This window comes from Flavobacterium longum, from assembly GCF_965137575.1.
Classification (GTDB): domain Bacteria; phylum Bacteroidota; class Bacteroidia; order Flavobacteriales; family Flavobacteriaceae; genus Flavobacterium; species Flavobacterium longum.
Window position 1 is genome coordinate 156284 of record NZ_CBCRZJ010000006.1, and the last position, 18565, is coordinate 174848.

The 18565-nt window shown below is 48.0% G+C and carries 15 protein-coding genes; 8 read left to right on the top strand and 7 right to left on the bottom strand.

From position 1 onward, the window contains the following. The first annotated feature begins 108 nt into the window (after nt 1-108). Together sppA and ACM9J1_RS11835 are read left to right on the top strand one after the other, a co-directional pair. Entirely contained in the window at nt 109-1872 is a 1764-nt protein-coding gene (gene sppA, locus ACM9J1_RS11830; RefSeq protein WP_415582256.1) for a signal peptide peptidase SppA, read from the top strand. 220 nt (nt 1873-2092) lie between these two features. Further along, a complete protein-coding gene (locus ACM9J1_RS11835; RefSeq protein ID WP_415582258.1) occupies nt 2093-4711 on the top strand; it encodes an AsmA-like C-terminal region-containing protein in 2619 nt (872 codons plus the stop codon). Nucleotides 4712-4738: 27 nt separating this feature from the next. Here the strand turns inward: ACM9J1_RS11835 and ACM9J1_RS11840 are convergent, their stop codons facing one another. Next, nucleotides 4739-5533 (bottom strand): DUF2797 domain-containing protein, encoded by a 795-nt coding sequence (locus tag ACM9J1_RS11840; RefSeq protein WP_415582259.1) that lies wholly within the window; start codon nt 5531-5533, stop codon nt 4739-4741. Between the two features lie 59 nt (nt 5534-5592). Between ACM9J1_RS11840 and ACM9J1_RS11845 the strand changes: the two genes are divergently transcribed. The 3 genes from ACM9J1_RS11845 (at nt 5593) to ACM9J1_RS11855 (ending at nt 9813) form a co-directional block, all read left to right on the top strand. Beyond that, nucleotides 5593-7119 (top strand): GH3 auxin-responsive promoter family protein, encoded by a 1527-nt coding sequence (locus ACM9J1_RS11845; protein WP_415582260.1) that lies wholly within the window; start codon nt 5593-5595, stop codon nt 7117-7119. A gap of 7 nt (nt 7120-7126) precedes the next feature. Next, nucleotides 7127-7255: a hypothetical protein gene (locus ACM9J1_RS11850; RefSeq protein ID WP_415582261.1), complete on the top strand. Its 129-nt coding sequence runs from the start codon at nt 7127-7129 to the stop codon at nt 7253-7255. A 92-nt stretch (nt 7256-7347) separates the two neighbouring features. Further along, a complete protein-coding gene (locus ACM9J1_RS11855) occupies nt 7348-9813 on the top strand; it encodes a TonB-dependent receptor domain-containing protein (protein ID WP_415582262.1) in 2466 nt (821 codons plus the stop codon). A 40-nt stretch (nt 9814-9853) separates the two neighbouring features. Here the strand turns inward: ACM9J1_RS11855 and clpX are convergent, their stop codons facing one another. The 4 genes from clpX to ACM9J1_RS11875 all read right to left on the bottom strand — a co-directional run bounded on the left by clpX (nt 9854) and on the right by ACM9J1_RS11875 (nt 13608). Then, entirely contained in the window at nt 9854-11086 is a 1233-nt protein-coding gene (gene clpX, locus ACM9J1_RS11860) for an ATP-dependent Clp protease ATP-binding subunit ClpX (protein WP_415582263.1), read from the bottom strand. A gap of 15 nt (nt 11087-11101) precedes the next feature. Further along, nucleotides 11102-11776 (bottom strand): ATP-dependent Clp endopeptidase proteolytic subunit ClpP, encoded by a 675-nt coding sequence (clpP, locus tag ACM9J1_RS11865; protein ID WP_415582264.1) that lies wholly within the window; start codon nt 11774-11776, stop codon nt 11102-11104. An 82-nt stretch (nt 11777-11858) separates the two neighbouring features. Beyond that, the gene (tig, locus tag ACM9J1_RS11870) at nt 11859-13184 is read right to left on the bottom strand and encodes a trigger factor (protein WP_415582265.1); all 1326 of its coding nucleotides are present in this window, start codon (nt 13182-13184) and stop codon (nt 11859-11861) included. A 79-nt stretch (nt 13185-13263) separates the two neighbouring features. After that, nucleotides 13264-13608, bottom strand: coding sequence for a phage holin family protein (locus tag ACM9J1_RS11875; RefSeq protein WP_415582266.1), 345 nt, complete (start codon nt 13606-13608; stop codon nt 13264-13266). A gap of 1100 nt (nt 13609-14708) precedes the next feature. Between ACM9J1_RS11875 and ACM9J1_RS11880 the strand changes: the two genes are divergently transcribed. Beyond that, nucleotides 14709-15170, top strand: coding sequence for a T9SS type A sorting domain-containing protein (locus ACM9J1_RS11880; protein ID WP_415582282.1), 462 nt, complete (start codon nt 14709-14711; stop codon nt 15168-15170). Nucleotides 15171-15223: 53 nt separating this feature from the next. Here ACM9J1_RS11880 and ACM9J1_RS11885 read toward each other — a convergent pair whose 3' ends face one another. Continuing rightward, the gene (locus ACM9J1_RS11885; RefSeq protein ID WP_415582283.1) at nt 15224-15985 is read right to left on the bottom strand and encodes an alpha/beta fold hydrolase; all 762 of its coding nucleotides are present in this window, start codon (nt 15983-15985) and stop codon (nt 15224-15226) included. A 162-nt stretch (nt 15986-16147) separates the two neighbouring features. Then, nucleotides 16148-16861, bottom strand: a complete 714-nt coding sequence (locus ACM9J1_RS11890) for a pyridoxine 5'-phosphate synthase (protein WP_415582267.1) — start codon at nt 16859-16861, stop codon at nt 16148-16150. Between the two features lie 91 nt (nt 16862-16952). On the opposite strand from ACM9J1_RS11890, the gene ACM9J1_RS11895 reads away from it, so the two are divergent. Both ACM9J1_RS11895 and ACM9J1_RS11900 read left to right on the top strand, forming a co-directional pair. Next, nucleotides 16953-17612, top strand: coding sequence for a CBS domain-containing protein (locus tag ACM9J1_RS11895; protein WP_415582268.1), 660 nt, complete (start codon nt 16953-16955; stop codon nt 17610-17612). Beyond that, nucleotides 17612-18496 (top strand): NAD kinase, encoded by an 885-nt coding sequence (locus tag ACM9J1_RS11900; RefSeq protein WP_415582269.1) that lies wholly within the window; start codon nt 17612-17614, stop codon nt 18494-18496. The genes ACM9J1_RS11895 and ACM9J1_RS11900 overlap by 1 nt, the downstream gene beginning before the upstream one ends. The last annotated feature ends 69 nt before the right edge of the window (nt 18497-18565 follow it).

Genomic DNA, 18565 nt, shown 5'->3' on the forward strand with positions numbered 1-18565 from the left:
TAAAAAGAACAGCAGAATAAAACTATATTTACCGTCTGTTGATAACTTCTTTTCACCGCAAAAAGTTGTAACTTTTCGGTAGATTAGCGCACTAAACGAATAAAAAACATGAAATTCCTATCTAACGTATTGGCCGTGTTGGTTGGCCTCTTTCTTTTCACCATGATTTTCTTTTTTGGGATTTTGCTCATTGGCGCCATCGCAGGGAGCGGCGACGAAACGACGCATGTATCAAGGAATTCGGTCATCGAACTCGACCTCGGGCAAGTTACGCTGGATTACGGTGGAAAATCATTTTACAAGGATTTTGACTATTCCGAAGTAAATCACGACGGTGTGTCGGACATCATCAAAGCCATCGATTATGCAAAAACCGACGACAAAATCAAAGGCATTTCCATCTTGAACCCGGCTGCGGCGTTGGGCGTCGCACAAACCAAGGCGTTGCGCGATGCGTTGGAAGGCTTCAAGAAATCCGGCAAGTTCGTATTGGCTTACGCCGATTATTATACCCAGAAAGACTATTATCTCGCGTCAGTAGCCGATACGGTTTACATCAACCCCGTTGGGATATTTGAATTCAAAGGCCTGTCTTCGGAAGTGATGTATTACAAGGATTTACAGGACAAATCGGGTGTAAACATCGAAGTCGTCCGTCATGGAAAATACAAAAGCGCGGTTGAACCGTTCTTGGACAACAAAATGAGTGACGCCAACCGTGAACAGATTTCGACGCTGTTGAACTCGGTATGGGCATCGCTCTTGAAAGACATCTCGGCCAGCCGCAAGATTTCCGTGGACAAACTCAACGACATTGCGACAAACGTATCGGCGCGTACCCCGGAGATGGCCAAAGCGCAAAAGCTGGTGGACAAAATCGCCTACGAAGACACGTATCACGACGCCATCCGGAAATCACTGGATGTGAAAAAAGACAAAGACTACGAAACCGTGAAAATCCTCGACTACGCGAAAAACGTGGCGACAACCGCGACTTCAGGTGGCGCGAAAGACCGGATTGCCATCATTTACGCGCAAGGCGAATTGATTGGCGGCGAAGGCAATGAAACCTACATCGGCGAAGGCTCGATGCGCCGGGCGTTGCGCGATGCCCGTGAAGACAAAGATGTAAAGGCCGTCGTCCTGAGGATTGACTCACCAGGCGGCAGCGCACTTACTGCCGAGTTAATCTGGCGTGAGATCGAACTCACGAAAAAGGTGAAACCCGTAGTGGTTTCCATGGGCAATCTGGCGGCTTCCGGAGGTTACTACATCGCCTGCAACGCCAATGAAATCTATGCCGAGGAAAATACCATCACTGGATCGATTGGCGTATTCGGTATGTTGCCTAATTTGACCAATTTGGGGAACAAGATTGGGCTCCACACCGAAAAGGTTGCCACACACGACAACGGCGCCGATTACAGCGCATTCATGCCGGTTGACCCAAAATTCAGGGCTTTGGCGCAAGAACAAGTGGAAACGATTTACACCACTTTCGTAAACCGTGTCGCGGCCGGACGCAGGATGACTTTTGAACAAGTTGACAACATCGGGCAAGGCCGCATCTGGTCTGGCACGGATGCGCTCAAGATTGGCTTGGTGGACAAAATCGGCGGGCTGGATGATGCCATTAAGGCTGCGGCGGAAAAAGCGAAAATAAAGAAGTACTCGACCCGGAATTATCCAGAGTACGAAAAGGATTTTGACGACTTATTGGCTTCGCTCGGGTTGCCGTTCACACGGTCAAAAGCGGCATTGTTGAAAGAGGAATTGGGCGCGGAAAATTACGCCATACTGGAAAAACTCAAGAAAGCGACGGCTACGCAAGGCGTACAGGCGTTGATGCCTTTTGAGTTGCGGATCCAGTAATTTATAATTGCTGCGGGTTTACCGTAATGAGGCTACCGGATTTCGCGTAGGTTTAAACCTGCAAGGTTTTGAAAACCTTGCAGGTTTGGCCCAGACCCAAAAAAGTCGAAATACCAACGTTAATTAAATTCTAAAAGCGCGACAAGTGTTAAATTTTGTCGCGCTTTTTCCGTTTATTACGTTTACATTTGCTCGTTATTTTTCTTAAAACCAGATTGCCATGCTCAAGAAAATCCTCAAAATCACCGGTATAACCCTGCTTTTGCTCATCGTCGCGTTGTTTGCGATCCCTTACTTTTTCAAGGACGCCATCAAGGACAAAATCATCGCCACAGTCAACAAAAATCTCGATGCCACCGTGTCGTTGGAAGATTATGATTTGAGCCTGTTCCGGAATTTTCCGGATGCCAGTGTGAATCTCGAGAAGCTTACGATTGTGAACAAAGCGCCATTCGCAGGCGACACCTTGCTTTCATTCGGCGAGCTCGACTTGGACATGTCTATTAAAGAGTTGTTTAAAGACGCGGGCGAGCCCATCAACATCGATGCAATCCGGTCTAAAAATGGTTTGGTCAACATCCATTTCAACAAAGACGGCATCGGCAACTTTGACATTGCGATCGAGAATGCCGAAAAGAAAAAAGACAATGACAAAAGTGATCCGTTGGCGCTGAAAATCAAGGCATACAAAATCGAGAATTTCCGTTTTAAATACACCGATGACAAGTCAAAAATGAAGCTTGCCATCGATAGCCTGAACCATTCGGGCTCGGGCGATTTCACAGAAACCACGCTCGATCTCGTCACAGAATCGACGGCGAAAGTATCGCTCGATATGGACAAGGTCAATTACCTCAACAAAGTGCCGCTCACGCTCAATGCCACGCTGGGCATCGACAATGCAAAAAAGAAATACAGCTTCAAGCAGAACAAAGCACTCATCAACAAATTGCCGCTGGAGTTCGATGGTTTCGTGCAAATCCTCGAGAAAGGGCAACAATACGATTTGACGTTCAAGACGCCGAGTTCAGACTTCAAGAACTTCTTGGCGCTGATTCCGTCGTCATATTCCGGAAGCTTGGCCAACGTGCAAACCACCGGAAACTTTACGGTTAATGGGTTTGCGAAAGGTGTTTACACGGAATCGACTGTTCCGAAATTCAATATCGCCATCGCCTCGAACGACGCGTCATTCAAATATCCGGACTTGCCCAAAACCGTACGCAATATCGTCATCGACACCAAAATCGTCAACGATACCGGCGTGTTGAATGACACCTATGTCAATCTAGACAAACTGTCTTTTGCGATTGACCAGGACGTTTTTAATGCAAAAGCCAACATCCGGAATATTACCCAGAACGCTTTGGTGAATGCCGAATTGAAGGGCACGGTCAACCTTGGAAACTTATCCAAAGCGTACCCAATCAAGCTGAAAAAGCCGCTTTCGGGAATTTTGAAAGCCGACGTCGTCACGAAATTCGATATGCAGTCGGTAGAAAAAAGTGAGTATGAGAAAATTCAGAATTCGGGCAACATTAACCTGACCGGATTCAAATATACCGACGACAACGGCAAAGCGCTCACGATCAATACCGCCATCGTGCAATTCAACCCGAGCCGCATCAATTTGCAACAACTCAATGCCGCCACCGGAAAAAGCGATTTGAACGTGAACGGTACGCTGGACAACTTTTACGGATTTGTATTCAAGAACCAGGTATTGAAGGGCAATTTCAACTTGCAGTCCAACCAATTGGCCGTGTCGGATTTCATGACCGAAGACAAAACGGCGAAAACAAACACGACGACAAAGAAAGATGCGCTTAAAATCCCGGCGTTCCTCGATTGCACGCTCAACGCGAAAGCCAACACGGTGTTATATGACAATCTCGTGCTGAAGAATGTCTCGGGCAAGCTCACCATCCGCGACGAAAAAGTGACGCTGGAAAACGTCAAGACCAATATGTTCGGCGGCTTGATTGGCGTGGCGGGAAATGTCTCGACGAAAGGAAAAATCCCGACGTTCGACATGAACCTGAGTTTGAATTCGGTCGATATTTCACAGACTTTTACGCAACTCGACATGATGAAAAGCATTGCGCCGCTGGCTGGCGTGGTGAACGGAAAGCTGAATTCCGGCGTGAAGGTTTCGGGCAACCTGAACCCGACGGAAATGACGCCGGACTTGAAAACCATCAGCGGCAACATGACCGGACAGTTGCTTTCGACCGTGGTCAACGGCACGACATCGCCGCTGCTGACCTCGCTCGACAATAGCCTGAACTTTATCGACCTGAGCAAAGTCAACCTCAACGATTTGAAGGCCGCGCTGACTTTTGAAAACGGCAAAGTCAACCTCAAACCCGTACAATTGAAATACAAAGATGTCGGGGTTGAATTCAGTGGTGCCCACGGCTTTGACCAATTGATGGATTACAATGTGAAGTTTGACGTTCCGGCGAAATACCTCGGTACCGAAGTGAACAACCTATTGGCGAAACTCACGCCCGCCGACGCCAAGAAAATAGACAATGTGCCGGTCATGGCCAACATTACGGGCAATTTCAAAAGCCCAAAAATCAAGACCGACGTCAAGCAAGCGGTGACCAATTTGACCACGCAACTCGTCAAGCAACAAAAAGACAATCTGGTCAAACAAGGCACGAACACCTTGCAAAACATCCTGAACAACGCCGCCAATCCGAAACCGAAAGATACCACGAAAGCGGCGCAACCGAAGAACAACGACATCAAAACTCAAGCGGGCAATGTCATCAAGGATTTGTTCGGGAAAAAGAAAAAGGAAGAACCGAAAAAGGAAACCACAACCCAATAAAAAACATCCCGGCACGTCCGGGATTTTTTATATCGTCATGCGCACCACGTAACCTTCGTACCCGCGCACGTTGAAAACTGTTCCATCTTCAAACAACAGATACTGCCCACGGATGCCCGTGAGTTTGCCTTTGTAGTAGGGCGTTTTATCAAGATTCAAACTGTTGACTTTCTTGGGATAATCCAACACCGGGTAATCCAATTGGTAGATTTCATGACCTTCAGCGGTAAAGTATTCACGGATTTCCGCCGGAAGCAAGTCCGCCAACTTGGCGCGTTCGGAAACCAAATCGGCATCAAGACATTCATTGCACAACATCTTGCGCCAATTGGTCTTATCGGTGAAATGGTTCTTGAGGGCGACTTCAGTAATTCCGGCGAGATAACGGTTCGGGACTTCTGCTATCGCAATGGCCGAACTCGCGCCCTGATCGATCCAACGCGTCGGAACTTGGGTTTTTCGGGTGACGCCCACTTTGACCTCGGTGGCCAACGCCAGATAAACGATATGCGGCTGGATTTGAACGCGCGTTTCATATTCGAGATCGCGGTCCGGGACGCCCAAATGCGCGGTACTCAATTCCGGGCGCATGATCCAGTCTCCGGCCGACGGACTGGCGTAAAAACAATCGTAGCAAAAACCTTGGCGGTAAATTTTTTTCTTCTTGCCGCAATGCAGGCATTGGTACCCGACGAACCGGATTTCTAAGTCTTTGCCCAGCAGTTGGTTCATGTTGATGAAGCTGTCTTCGAACACCAGATAGTATTGAATCGGTTTGCCGTATTCGGTTTGCATTTTCTCCAGGACGCCTTCGTATTGCATGGGTTTGTGAATTTTTAGCTACTTTTGGTAAAGTTAGCCAATAAACCCAATTCACGAAAATGCCGTTGCCGATTATCAATTCGATTGCTTCTTGGGTGTTGAAACAGCGCATCCACCAAATTGAGCTGTTTCTCAAATATCCAAATGAAGTCCAGGAAGAACTCCTGATGAATCTCGTCAAGTCATCGGAAAATACCGAATGGGGTCGGCGATACGATTTCACTTCCGTGCGGTCCTATCATGCCTTTCAAGAGCGCGTCCCGATTTCAACCTACGAAGATCTGGAACCGATGATCGAGCGCACCCGAAAAGGCGAACAGAACGTCTTTTGGAACTCGCAGATCAAGTGGTTCGCCAAGTCCAGCGGCACGACCAACGCGAAAAGCAAGTACATTCCGGTATCAGGCGAAGCGCTCGAAGATTGCCACTACAAAGGCAGCAAGGATTTGCTTTGTTTGTATTTAAACAACAACGACGACTCGCAATTGTTCATCGGGAAAAGCCTGAGATTGGGCGGCAGCCGCCAGATTTACGAAGACAACAATTCCTTTTTTGGCGACTTGTCGGCGATATTGATCGAAAATATGCCCATGTGGGCTGAATTCTCCAGTACGCCCAGCAGCAAAACCTCGCTGATGAGCGAATGGGAAGCAAAAATCCCGGCCATCATCTCGGAAGCGCTACGCGAAAACGTGACCAGTTTTGCAGGCGTTCCGTCGTGGATGCTCGTGCTGTTGAACCGCGTTTTGGAAACCACCGGAAAGGAAAACCTGCTGGAAGTCTGGCCAAACCTCGAAGTCTATTTCCACGGCGGCGTGTCGTTTGACCCATACCGCGACCAATACAAGAAGTTGTTGCCCAAGAACAGTTTCCGCTACTACGAAATCTACAATGCGTCCGAAGGCTTTTTTGCCATTCAGGACCTGAACGATTCCAGCGATTTGCTGCTGATGCTGGACTATGGGATTTTCTACGAATTCATCCCGATGGACGTTTTCGGGACGCCGCAACAATATGCCGTGCGCTTGGCCGAAGTGGAATTGTACAAGAATTACGCAATTGTCATCACGACCAATTCCGGATTGTGGCGTTACATGATTGGCGACACGGTTCGTTTTACATCGCTCAGCCCATACCGCATCCGGGTTTCCGGACGGACGAAACACCACATCAACGTATTCGGCGAAGAGCTCATGGTGGAAAATACCGACCAAGCCATCGCCAGGGCCGCCAAAGCTTTCGAGGTCGAAATCATCGATTATACCGTGGCACCGGTGTTCATGGAAGGAAAAGAAAAAGGCGCACACGAGTGGATGATTGAATTCCGAAATCCGCCGCACGACATCGATGGTTTCTCGACTTTCCTGGACAACGCGTTGCAATCGCTCAATTCCGACTACGAAGCCAAGCGGTACAACAATATGACGTTAAATCCGTTAATATTGAACGTGGCACGTCCGAAACTGTTCTACGACTGGCTCAAAGAGCAGGACAAATTGGGCGGACAACACAAAATCCCGCGTTTGTCTAACCAGCGCGATTACCTGGAACAATTGAAAGACATGCAGGTTCGCGTGACCAACTGATTTTAAAATGAAGAAAATATTATTGATTGCGCTGGCCTCGACGGTGTTCGCTTCGTGCGCCTGTCAGGGTTGGAGTTGTAAAAAGCGCTATGTTGAACAGCAACCCAAGACCAACCAGCAAAAGGCCGTTGCCTAGAATCCGAAACTTTTCGGATTTTTTTATGGCAATTTTGTAACAGCACAACGCCTTCTTAGACTAAGGGAAATCATCAATCATCATCAATCATCATGAAATCAATCCTTACCCTGCTGGTCTTCCTGACCGGCGGACTTGCCTTTGCGCAAGAAAACCCAGTTTCCCTTGAAGTTTCTGCCCCGATGCAAACGGTCAGTTGCGACAATGACCAAGCCGAACGATTCTACCACCTGGACCGCATCGACGGACAATCTGCAAGAGCCATCGGCGACTACCGCGGCGAAGGTTGCAAAACGACCATTTCGGCGGCGTTATCTGCCGGAAATTATGTCTTGACCGTATCGGCGTTGGGTTTTGCTCCGGAACAAATCCCTTTCTCGATCGATGGCAGCACAACGGCCACATTCACCTTACCGCCGGTGACACTGAAACCTTCCACTACCAATTTAAATGAGGTAACGATTTTCGGGAACAAACGGCAATACATAAAGGTCGATGCGGACAAAACCACGGTCAACGTCAAGGAAAACGGCATGCTCAACAGCGGCAACGCACTCGAAGCGGTCAAGAAATTACCGGGTGTGATTGCTTCGCCTGTTGGTGGACTGACGCTAAACGGAAAAGGCGTCACGATTTACATCGACGGGGCGCCAAGTTCGCTGTCGGGAACCGATTTGCAGAATTATCTTGCCGGGCTTCCGGCCAAATCCATCGAGAAAGTCGAGTTGATCTACAATCCGGGCGCGGCGTACGATGCCAACACCAACGGCTCGATCATCAACATCGTTACGACGATGCGCAAGATGAAAGGCATGAATGCGAGTTTCAACATCAATTATAATTTCAACAAATACCAGAAACCCAGTCCGCAGATTTTGCTCAACGGCAAGAAAGACCGCTTGAGCTGGCAAACCATGATCGGGTACAATTATATCGATGGCGAAATGCGACGCGACAACATCCAGGAATTTACCTCGTTCGAGCCTAACGAAATCTTGCGTCAGCAGAGTTTTTCGGAAACGACCAACCGCAATTTCTATTTTAGGACAGGCACGAACTACCGGCTGACCGAAAAATCGAACCTGTTGTTCAACTACAACCTGAACTTGGGCAACGACCATCAGGTGAACGATGGCACGACCGTCGGGACTGGCATCGACTTCCGTACCGATGGCATCTCGAAAGACAAGAGCTACGTGCATGAATTCAGTTTGCAATACAAGACCAAACTCGACACGTTGGGCCGCACTTTTGACGTCACGCTGTACACCAACCTTTTTGGCCGAAACCCGATGACACAATCGCGGGCATTCGAAAACACCGCGGCCACCTACAACAACTCCGACGCGGATTTCAGGCTGGCCAACTACTATGTAAAATATGACTTTGCATTTCCGTTCGAGAAATTGGAATTGTCGCTGAATACCGGTGGCAAATTCAATGTCACGAAAGTCACGGATTTTGGGCGATACAATTTCAACAGCGCTAGCGATGCGATTTTTGACTCTGACGTGTACGGCTCGGCCATAGACTTCGATTATCTGGAGAACAACCTCGCCTTTTACGTGGAAGCGCGCAAGAAATACAAAAAGTTCAATTTCTCGGCAGGTGTACGTTTTGAGGATTTCCGCGTCAAGCGCGACGCCAGCACGGTAGCCGACGAACTGGAATTCAACACGACCAACTTCTTCCCTACTGCGGGGATTTTGTATGAATTCAACAACAACATCAATCTCAATGCGACCTACACCAAAAAGATCGCGCAACCGGGTTACTTCACCATAGACCCGAATACCAGCACGTTCTTCAATCAATACAACACCTCGGAAGGCAACCTCGAATTGCGACCGGTGTTCTTTGACATCTACGAGTTGAAACTGACGGCGTTCCAATACGTACAGGCTGGCGTGAATTATGTCGTGTCAAAAGACAAAAACCAATTCGTATTTTCCGCCGACGACAATGAACTGGTCAGCAACCAAACGTTCGCGTCGTTCGACAAGATGAAAACGCTTACCGGATATGTGTCGTTCCCGATCCCGCTGGATTATTTTCTGAAAAGCAAGGAAGAATTTCAAAAGCGCATGAATGCCATCGAGACGATGAACTACATTTACCTGAATGTCGCGTACATCAAGACAGAAGTGGAAGGCTTTCCTTTCGAGTTCCCGCACGAGAGCATCATGAATTATTCGGCCCAGGCGCAAATTATCCTGCCGTGGGAAATCACCAACACCATGTCTTACAACATCCTTACGAAAGGCAGTTGGGAAATCTACCGCATCGACAAGCCGTTCCAGTCTTTTGACATTTCTTTTACGCGGTCTTTCCTGAACAAAAAACTAAATATCGGGCTGCATTGTTTTGATGTGTTCAATACGTACCAAGTAAATGCGTTGATTGCGGGCCGAAACCTCAACACGAATTTCCACGAAAAGATGGATTCGCGCACGTTTAGGATTTCACTGACGTACAATTTCGGGAACTTGTCTTTGCAAAAGGACGACACGAACATCAACATCGAGAAGACAAACCAAAGCGGCGGCGGCCTGAAATAACCCATAAAAAAAATCCCGTTTTGCGACGGGATTTTTCTTTTTATGATACTGCTTTTAAACGTTGCAGTAAGTTCTTGTTGAGCCTGTCTTCGGCATAACCTTTATCGATGTGCAAAGTCTTGTCGTCGGTGCCCGGGAGATCATACATGGCATCGGTCAAAATCGCTTCACAAAGGGAACGCAAACCGCGCGCACCGAGTTTGTATTCGAGCGCCTTGTCTACGATAAAGTCCAGCGCTTCTTCGCCGATGCTGAAATCCACATCGTCCATGGCGAACAACTTCGTGTATTGTTTTACGAGTGCGTTCTTCGGTTCGGTCAAGATGGCACGCAAGGTTTCGCGGTCCAGCGGATCCATGTGCGTCACGACCGGCAGACGGCCAATGATTTCCGGAATCAACCCAAATTCACGGATGTCTTTCGGGATGATGTACTGTAAAAGATTGTCCTTGTCTATGCTGTCCGTGGTTTTCGCGGTCGCGTAACCTACGGCCTGGCGGTTAAGCCGCTTGGAGATGACGCGCTCGATGCCGTCAAAAGCGCCGCCTGCAATGAACAGGATGTTTTGTGTATTGACCTCGACGAATTTTTGGTCCGGGTGTTTGCGGCCTCCTTTCGGCGGAACGTTCACCACGGTTCCTTCGAGCAATTTCAACAGCGCTTGTTGCACGCCTTCGCCCGATACGTCACGCGTGATGGACGGGTTATCGCTCTTGCGGGCAATCTTGTCGATTTCGTCGATGAAGACGATGCCGCGTTCGGCTTTGTGCACGTCATAGTCGGCGGCTTGGAGCAGACGCGTCAGGATGCTTTCTACATCTTCGCCTACATAACCGGCTTCTGTGAGTACGGTCGCGTCGACAATCGCCAATGGCACGTCGAGCATTTTTGCGATGGTTTTGGCCACGAGCGTTTTGCCGGTTCCGGTTTGCCCGACCATGATGATGTTGCTCTTTTCGATTTCAATATCGTCTTCGAATTGCTGCTGCATCAATCTCTTGTAATGGTTGTACACCGCGACAGACATGACCTTTTTGGTCTGGTCTTGCCCAATGACATACTGGTCAAGGAATGCGCGGATTTCTTTTGGTTTTTTGAGAATGAGGTCGGCGATGACTTTTGAATTCCCGTGGGATTTCAGCTCCTCGAGCACGATGCCATGCGCCTGTTCGATACAGCGGTCACAAATGTGGGCATTGATTCCGGCAATTAAAAGATTGGTTTCCGGTTTCTTTCTGCCGCAGAACGAGCATTCTAATACTTCTTTAGCCATTTTTGTAGGTTGCGATTAGCTTCGTCTTAAAACCTCGTCGATCATTCCGTACTCTTTGGCTTCGTCGGCCTTCATCCAGTAATCGCGTTCGCTGTCTTGGTGGACGCGATCGTAAGACTGGCCGGAATGGTGCGCAATGATTTTGTAAAGTTCTTCTTTAAGCTTCAACATCTCACGCAGGTTGATTTCCATGTCTGTGGCTACGCCTTGCGCACCGCCCGACGGCTGGTGGATCATTACCCGTGAATGTGGCAGCGCCGAACGTTTTCCGGCTGCACCGGCACACAGCAACACCGCACCCATTGAGGCAGCCATTCCTGTACAAATGGTGGCTACATCGGGTTTGATGAATTGCATGGTATCGTAAATCCCGAGGCCTGCGTAAACGCTTCCACCCGGAGAATTGATGTAAATCTGGATGTCTTTAGAGGAATCAGCACTTTCAAGGAACAGCAACTGCGCCTGAACGATATTGGCGATCTGGTCGTCAATACCGGTGCCGAGGAAAATGATGCGGTCCATCATCAGACGCGAAAAAACGTCCAGCTGCGACACGTTGAGTTGACGCTCCTCAATGATGTAAGGCGTCATGTTCGTAGGTGTCATGGCCGCCGTGATCTTGTCGAAATACAAGCTGTTGACACCGTGATGTTTTACCGCAAATTTCCTGAATTCTTTACCGTAGTTCATATAATTAAGTAAGTCGTTATCCGATTAAACGTTGTTTTTTGCCGATAAAAGGCCGGATAAAGATACAATTATTTTAATTGAATCACTCGCCGTAGAGTTCTTTAACAAACGCCTCGTACTGAACCTCTTTGGTCTTGGCTTTTACTTTTTCCTTGAAAAGGTTGAGCATTTTTTCGCTCATGACCTGCTCAGACAAACGCTTGGCTTCGTCTTGGTTAGACAATACACGGGCAACGATGCCTTCTACGTCCTGATCGGTTGGATTCATCTGGCCGAATTGTGCCATCTGACGTTTGATGATGTTGGACGTGTAAGCCTTAAGTTCATCGAATGTCAGTTGGAGGTTGTTGTCGGTCATGATTTTGCCCTCGATCAATTGGTAGCGCAATCCACTTTCTGATTTGTTGTATTCCGCTTCGGCTTCTTCCGGCGTCATCGGGTTTTCGCCTGCGGTCTGGATCCATTTTTTCAGGAAGGCTGACGGCAAGTCGAATTTGGTGTTTTTCAACAAGAAGTCCGTAACGTCATTCAGGAATTTCTGGTCTGACGACGTGGCAAATTGCTTCTCGGCGTCTTCCTTTATCTTGGCTTTGAGTTCTTTTTCGGAACTGATGACGCCCGGACCGAAGAGCTTGTCGAACAAATCTTGGTTCAACTCGGCCAGCTCGCTGGTGGTGATTTCTTCGATCTTGAAATCGACGGTCACATCAAGGCCGTGCACATCGTCGTGCGACACTTTCAGATAATCCATCAATTTATGGTCATCGTCAAAAAGCCCTTTGGTTTGGAGCGACACAATATCGCCTACCTTTTTCCCGATAAAACTCTTACTTGTTTTCTTGTCTTTGAAAATGTCAAGTGAAATCGTCGTGCGGTTTTCGATGCCTTTGTCCTCGTTGAGGAAAACACCGGTTACATCAGCGTCTTCGGTGATTTCATTTTGCGAGATGAGTTTCCCGAACTGTTTGCGGATGCGACGCACTTGATCGTCGATCATTTTCTCGTCGGCGACAATTTTATATTGTGTAATGCTGTTTTTAGCGGAAAGGTCAACATCGAACGTCGGCGCCAAGCCCAACTCGAATTCAAATTGGAAATCGTCGGCATCCCAATCAATGTCCAAATCGGCTTTCGGCAACGGATTGCCCAAAAGATCTATTTTTTCTTCTTGCAGAAAACCATTCAGTTTTTCCTGGATCAATTTATTGACTTCTTCCAGCAACACGGCTTTTCCGTACTGCTTTTTTACGAGGCTCATCGGTACCGCGCCTTTCCTGAATCCGGGAATGTTGGCGCTTTTGCGGTAGTTGTCAAGCGTTTTCTCTACGTTTCCGGCGTAGTCGTCTTTCGTAATTTTCAAGGTAACGACAGCGTTCAAGTCGTCGATATTCTTTTTGGTAATCTCCATTTGTTGATGCATAAAATTGGCTGGCAAAATTATAGCTTTTTTGCCAGCCTGACAAGTTTTTAGCAAACGGTTTGCAGGATTATTTTTCTTCGCCGCCGAGCTTGTAAATAATAGATTGGGTCAGCGAAAGGATCACGCTGAATAGCAGCGCAGCCCAAAATGTCTTTACATGGAAACCGCCCACGATTTCCGAGCAAAGTAAAATCATCAAGGAATTGATTACCAACAGGAAGAGCCCGAGCGTGACGATCGTGACCGGCAGCGTAAACAAGACGATAATCGGTTTGATAAAAACATTGAGCAATCCTAAAACCACCGCCACGATGACCGAAGTCAAAAAGCTGTCAACGGCAACGCCTGGAAGGAAATGTGAGATGACCGTAACCAATACGGCCGTAACCAATATTCTTAAGAGTAGATTCATTTTTCTGAAAATTAAACGACATAAAGGTAACAAAAAATCCCGCGAAAAGACCGACTGTTAATTTTCAATGGCTTACCGTCATTATTTTTTTGCGACTATAGATTATTCGGATTTAATTCTTATTTTTGGAACTTGGATTAATTAATTTAAACTTAAAAAACANTATGANAAAACTATTACTATCTGCTTTAATGTTGTCGGCAGGAGTAGCTTCAGCACAATGGACTGAGCAGGCTACAGGCTTTAATGCTGCCAGCCGTGGCATTAATGAAATCCGTATTGTAAACGCAAATGTTGTATGGTGCGTCGCTTATGATGGCGTTGACACCGCAAACAATGTTCAAGAGTTCACTAAAACAACCGACGGCGGTGAAAACTGGGTAGCTGGTTTCGTTGATTTGGGCGGCGATCCGGACTTGGCAATCAATAACCTTCAAGCGATTGACGAAAATACTGCATATGTATCATCCATCAATGGTGATGTAGGCGGTGGTTCATTGTTCAAAACTGCTGATGGCGGTACCGTTTGGGATTTCATCGACCCAACACCTATCGGGCAAGCCACACCAGCTTTTGGCTATGCTGCTTCATTCCAAAACGTAGTTCATTTCTTTGACGCAAACAACGGTTTGGTTCAGGGCGACCCGACTAACGTTGGCCTGATCTACGACTATGAAATTTACACAACTACAGATGGCGGCGCCACTTGGGCACGCATCCCTGCAGCCAACTTGCCAAACGCCACCAATTCTGCGGAGTACGGTTACAACGGAGGCAACACAGGCGACGGCGAACTGTTCTGGTTCGTAACGAACAACGGTAAATTGTATCGTACTACTAAGAACACGATGAATAGCCCGACTGGCTGGGAGAGATTGAATACGCCAATCGCCGATTTCGGCGGCGCGACCTCAAACGGACGTGTTCATTTTACCAATTTGAATGGAACATTGGCAGGTGCAACAGGTGTTTTGATTGCAACAGCAAACAGCGGCACATCGTATTCACGTTACACCACCACAGACGGTGGCGCAACATGGAGTGCAGCAACGCCATACACTGCGGCATACCAAAACATGGAGTTCATTCCTGGCACTACAATGTTGGTGGCTACCGGCAACAACGGCGCGGCGTATACTTCAGCTTATAGCACGGATTTGGGCGCTAGTTGGATTGAAATCGAAGCAGACGATTTGCAGAAGACGTCTATTTCATTCCTGGACGGTTCAACTGGCTGGGCTGGCGGCTTCAATGAAGATGCGACTACTGGCGGCATTTACAAGTACACTGGCGCTTCTTTGGGCATCCCTACGGTGGCCAACCGTCAACAATTTACGGCTACACCAAACCCAACCAACGGCATCTTGAATGTGGCTAACGAAAACGCAAACATCACTGACGTGGTTGTGTTCGATTTGTTGGGCAAGCAAGTTTACAATGGTAAATTCAGCGCATTGAACGAAGTAAACCTTGATTTGACTTCGTTAAACGCTGGCGCTTACATCTTGACCGCTACTGCTGACAACGGCGCGAAGCAAACCATCAAAATCATGAAGAACTAATTTGTTCTTTTAGATATAAGAAACCCTTCCGATTGGAAGGGTTTTTTTGTGCTTTATTTTAAGAAAGATACGGTTTTCTCAAAAAACACCTGCGGGTTCTCAGCGTGCAACCAATGTCCGGCGTTGGCAACCGTTTGCAGTTGCGTGTTCGGGAAGTGTGCCTTGATCAAGTCCATATCTTCGTCCTTGATGTAACGGGAATTCGCACCGCGTATAAACAACACCGGCTTTTCGAAAACCGAATACTCGGGCAGCTGTTCGCCAACGATGTCACGGTTTCGGGAAAACACATCCAGATTGAAGCGGAAAGCCAACTGCTCGGGCGTTTTCCAATAGAGGTTTTTCATCAGGAATTGCCGCGTACCGAAATCTGGAATACCGGGTTTGAGGATTTCCTCGACATCGGCACGGGAAGGTTTTCGGGAAAAATCGACCGCATTCAACGCATCGAGGATTTCGTCATGATGTGGCGCGTAATATTTTGGGGCGATGTCTGCAACGATGAGTTTCCCGACTTTTTCAGGATGCGTTACGGCAAACAACATGGCTACCTTCCCGCCCATGGAATGACCAATGATGTCCACCGTAGCCAGACCGTGCGCGTCGCAATAGTCCAGAATGTCTTTGGCCATGGCTTCATACGTAAATTCTTCAGAATGGAAGCTGCGGCCGTGGTTGCGCAGATCGAGCGCATAGACTTGAAAACCTTCGGCGGCGTATTGCGTAGCCAAGGTTTTCCAGTTGTCTGACATGCCCAAGAATCCGTGAATGATCAAGAGCGGTGTTCCGGTACCTTCGATTTTTGAATGCAACATCATGGTTTGTGCGTTAGGGATGGAAGCGTTGTTTGAGCTCTTTGGGAAACCCAAAAGTTTTTATTGCGCAGCGCTGCAGTTCGGCTTTGCCTCGGGTTACAAACCTTATGGGTTTCCCAAAAGCGAGCGCGTACAGCCCGGCCGCAGGCAACGCCCAAATTCTTATTTTAATTTCTGCAAATACATTTGAACGACGTTCTCCAGACCGAGATACAATGCTTCGGAAATGAGTGCGTGCCCGATGGAAACCTCGAGCAATCCCGGAATGTTGTCCTTGAAAAATTTGATATTGTCCAGGCTTAAGTCATGGCCGGCGTTGATGCCGAGTCCAAGTTCGTTGGCCAGTTGCGCCGATTGGATGTATGGTTCAATGGCCTTGTGATTTCCGAGGCCGTACTCGTGCGCAAAAGATTCGGTGTACAATTCGACGCGGTCTGTGCCCGTGGCTTTCGCGCCTTCTATCATATCAAGCCGCGGATCGACGAAAATCGATGTCCGGACGCCGTTCCTTTTAAATTCGGCGATGACGTCAATCAGGTAATTTTTGTGCGTTACGGTATCCCAACCCGCATTGGACGTGATGGCACCAATGGCGTCGGGCACGAGCGTGACTTGTTCGGGCTTGCATTCAAGCACCAGATCGATGAAATTGTGCTGCGGATTGCCTTCGATGTTGAACTCGGTGTACACCACCGGGCGCAAATCGCGCGCGTCTTGGTAGCGGATGTGCCGCTCGTCCGGGCGCGGATGAATCGTGATGCCGTGGGCGCCAAATCTTTGAACATCTCTCGCGACCTGCAAAAGATTGGGCACGTTACCGCCGCGGGCGTTCCGCAACGTAGCGATTTTGTTGATGTTTACGCTGAGTTTTGTCATGTCGGTTTGTGAAATCCGTCACAAAAATAAGCATAATAGCAAGGGTTTAATGCCAATTTTTAATTAATTTGCAGGCACAAAAACCTGCATTATGGCCGAGATTACCGACTACTTAAACAACGATTACAAACCCATTGACAGCCAAGAAACCGTTGCATCGGTGCAGGATTTTTTCGAGGAAGTGACTTTTTCGCATTTCCCAATCGTTGACGAGAGCATCTACATCGGTTCGATTTCGGCGGACGACGTTGAAACCTTTGACGGTGAAAAAGCGATTGCCGATTACCGGTATGCGATGGAGGGTTTTTTCGCGCGTACCGACATGATCTGGATGGATGTTCTGGAAATATTCGCAAAGAACCGCACGAATGTGGTGCCTGTATTAGATGATGCCAATGTTTACGTGGGTTATTATGAAATCGAGGACATCATCACGCTGTTCAATGAAACGCCATTTTTGAAAGAACCCGGCGGCGTCATCATCGTCGAGAAAGGGCTGGCGGATTATTCGATGAGTCAGGTCGCGCAGATTGTGGAAAGCAACAACGGCCGTATTTTAGGCTTGTTCATCTCCGGCGCGACTGCTGACACCGTTCAAATTACGGTAAAGATTACCTTGGGCGCGATGAACGAAATCATCCAAACCTTCAGGCGCTACAACTACGAGATCATTTCAGAACACCAGGAAGATGCGTATATCAACAACTTAAAAGAGCGGTCTGATTACCTCGACAAATACCTCAATCTGTAATGAAAATCGCGATTTACGGCCAATACTATCAGAACAGCACTGAACCAATCATTAAGGATATTTTCAAATTCCTAAATGCGAACCAGGTTGATTTGTGTATCGAGGCGAATTTTCTGGCGATTTTATACGAAAAAAAGCTACTGGCCAAGGACTACAAAACCTTCTCAAGCCACACCGAACTCGACTCCAGTTTTGACATCCTGCTGAGCATTGGCGGGGACGGCACCATTTTGCGGGCGACGGCATTGGTTCGCGATTCGGGCATTCCCATCTTGGGCATCAACGCCGGACGGCTTGGTTTTCTGGCGAGTGTACAGAAAGACAACATCGAGGAATTCCTGCAATTGGTCATCGAAAAAAAATACACGATTTCAGAACGGACGTTGCTGCAATTGACCACCGACGTGAACCTTCCCGAAGTGGGCGAACTCCATTTCGCGATGAATGAAATTTCGGTGAGCCGAAAAGACACGACTTCGATGATTACGATTGAAACCAGCCTGAACGGCGAGTACCTAACATCTTATTGGGCAGACGGCTTGATCATTTCAACACCGACTGGCTCAACAGGTTATTCCTTAAGCTGCGGCGGCCCGGTATTGACTCCGGAAGTGAACAGTTTCGTCATCACACCGATTGCGCCGCACAACCTGAACGCGCGGCCGCTGGTTATTCCAGACTCGACCGAAATCAAACTGAAAGTCACCGGGCGTGAAGAACAATATCTGGTGTCGCTGGACTCGCGCTCAGCGTCGGCGAAAAACGAAACTTTGTTGACCATTTCAAAAGCGCCGTTCACGATCAAGATGGCGGAAATCCCGAACCAAACCTTCTTGAAAACCCTGCGCGGCAAATTGCTCTGGGGCGAAGACAAGCGCAATTAAACTTTTCCCAACACATACTACACCGGGCAATCTGTCGTTTCGTTACTGTTTAATCCTGCAACCAACAAA

Excerpts from the sequence above, each read along its gene's own strand:
- sppA (WP_415582256.1), top strand. The coding sequence starts at position 109 with ATGAAATTCCTATCTAACGTATTGGCCGTGTTGGTTGGCCTCTTTCTT.
- ACM9J1_RS11835 (WP_415582258.1), top strand. The coding sequence starts at position 2,093 with ATGCTCAAGAAAATCCTCAAAATCACCGGTATAACCCTGCTTTTGCTC.
- ACM9J1_RS11840 (WP_415582259.1), bottom strand. The coding sequence starts at position 5,533 with ATGCAATACGAAGGCGTCCTGGAGAAAATGCAAACCGAATACGGCAAA.
- ACM9J1_RS11845 (WP_415582260.1), top strand. The coding sequence starts at position 5,593 with ATGCCGTTGCCGATTATCAATTCGATTGCTTCTTGGGTGTTGAAACAG.
- ACM9J1_RS11850 (WP_415582261.1), top strand. The coding sequence starts at position 7,127 with ATGAAGAAAATATTATTGATTGCGCTGGCCTCGACGGTGTTCGCTTCG.
- ACM9J1_RS11855 (WP_415582262.1), top strand. The coding sequence starts at position 7,348 with ATGAAATCAATCCTTACCCTGCTGGTCTTCCTGACCGGCGGACTTGCC.
- clpX (WP_415582263.1), bottom strand. The coding sequence starts at position 11,086 with ATGGCTAAAGAAGTATTAGAATGCTCGTTCTGCGGCAGAAAGAAACCG.
- clpP (WP_415582264.1), bottom strand. The coding sequence starts at position 11,776 with ATGAACTACGGTAAAGAATTCAGGAAATTTGCGGTAAAACATCACGGT.
- tig (WP_415582265.1), bottom strand. The coding sequence starts at position 13,184 with ATGGAGATTACCAAAAAGAATATCGACGACTTGAACGCTGTCGTTACC.
- ACM9J1_RS11875 (WP_415582266.1), bottom strand. The coding sequence starts at position 13,608 with ATGAATCTACTCTTAAGAATATTGGTTACGGCCGTATTGGTTACGGTC.
- ACM9J1_RS11880 (WP_415582282.1), top strand. The coding sequence starts at position 14,709 with ATGTTGGTGGCTACCGGCAACAACGGCGCGGCGTATACTTCAGCTTAT.
- ACM9J1_RS11885 (WP_415582283.1), bottom strand. The coding sequence starts at position 15,985 with ATGTTGCATTCAAAAATCGAAGGTACCGGAACACCGCTCTTGATCATT.
- ACM9J1_RS11890 (WP_415582267.1), bottom strand. The coding sequence starts at position 16,861 with ATGACAAAACTCAGCGTAAACATCAACAAAATCGCTACGTTGCGGAAC.
- ACM9J1_RS11895 (WP_415582268.1), top strand. The coding sequence starts at position 16,953 with ATGGCCGAGATTACCGACTACTTAAACAACGATTACAAACCCATTGAC.
- ACM9J1_RS11900 (WP_415582269.1), top strand. The coding sequence starts at position 17,612 with ATGAAAATCGCGATTTACGGCCAATACTATCAGAACAGCACTGAACCA.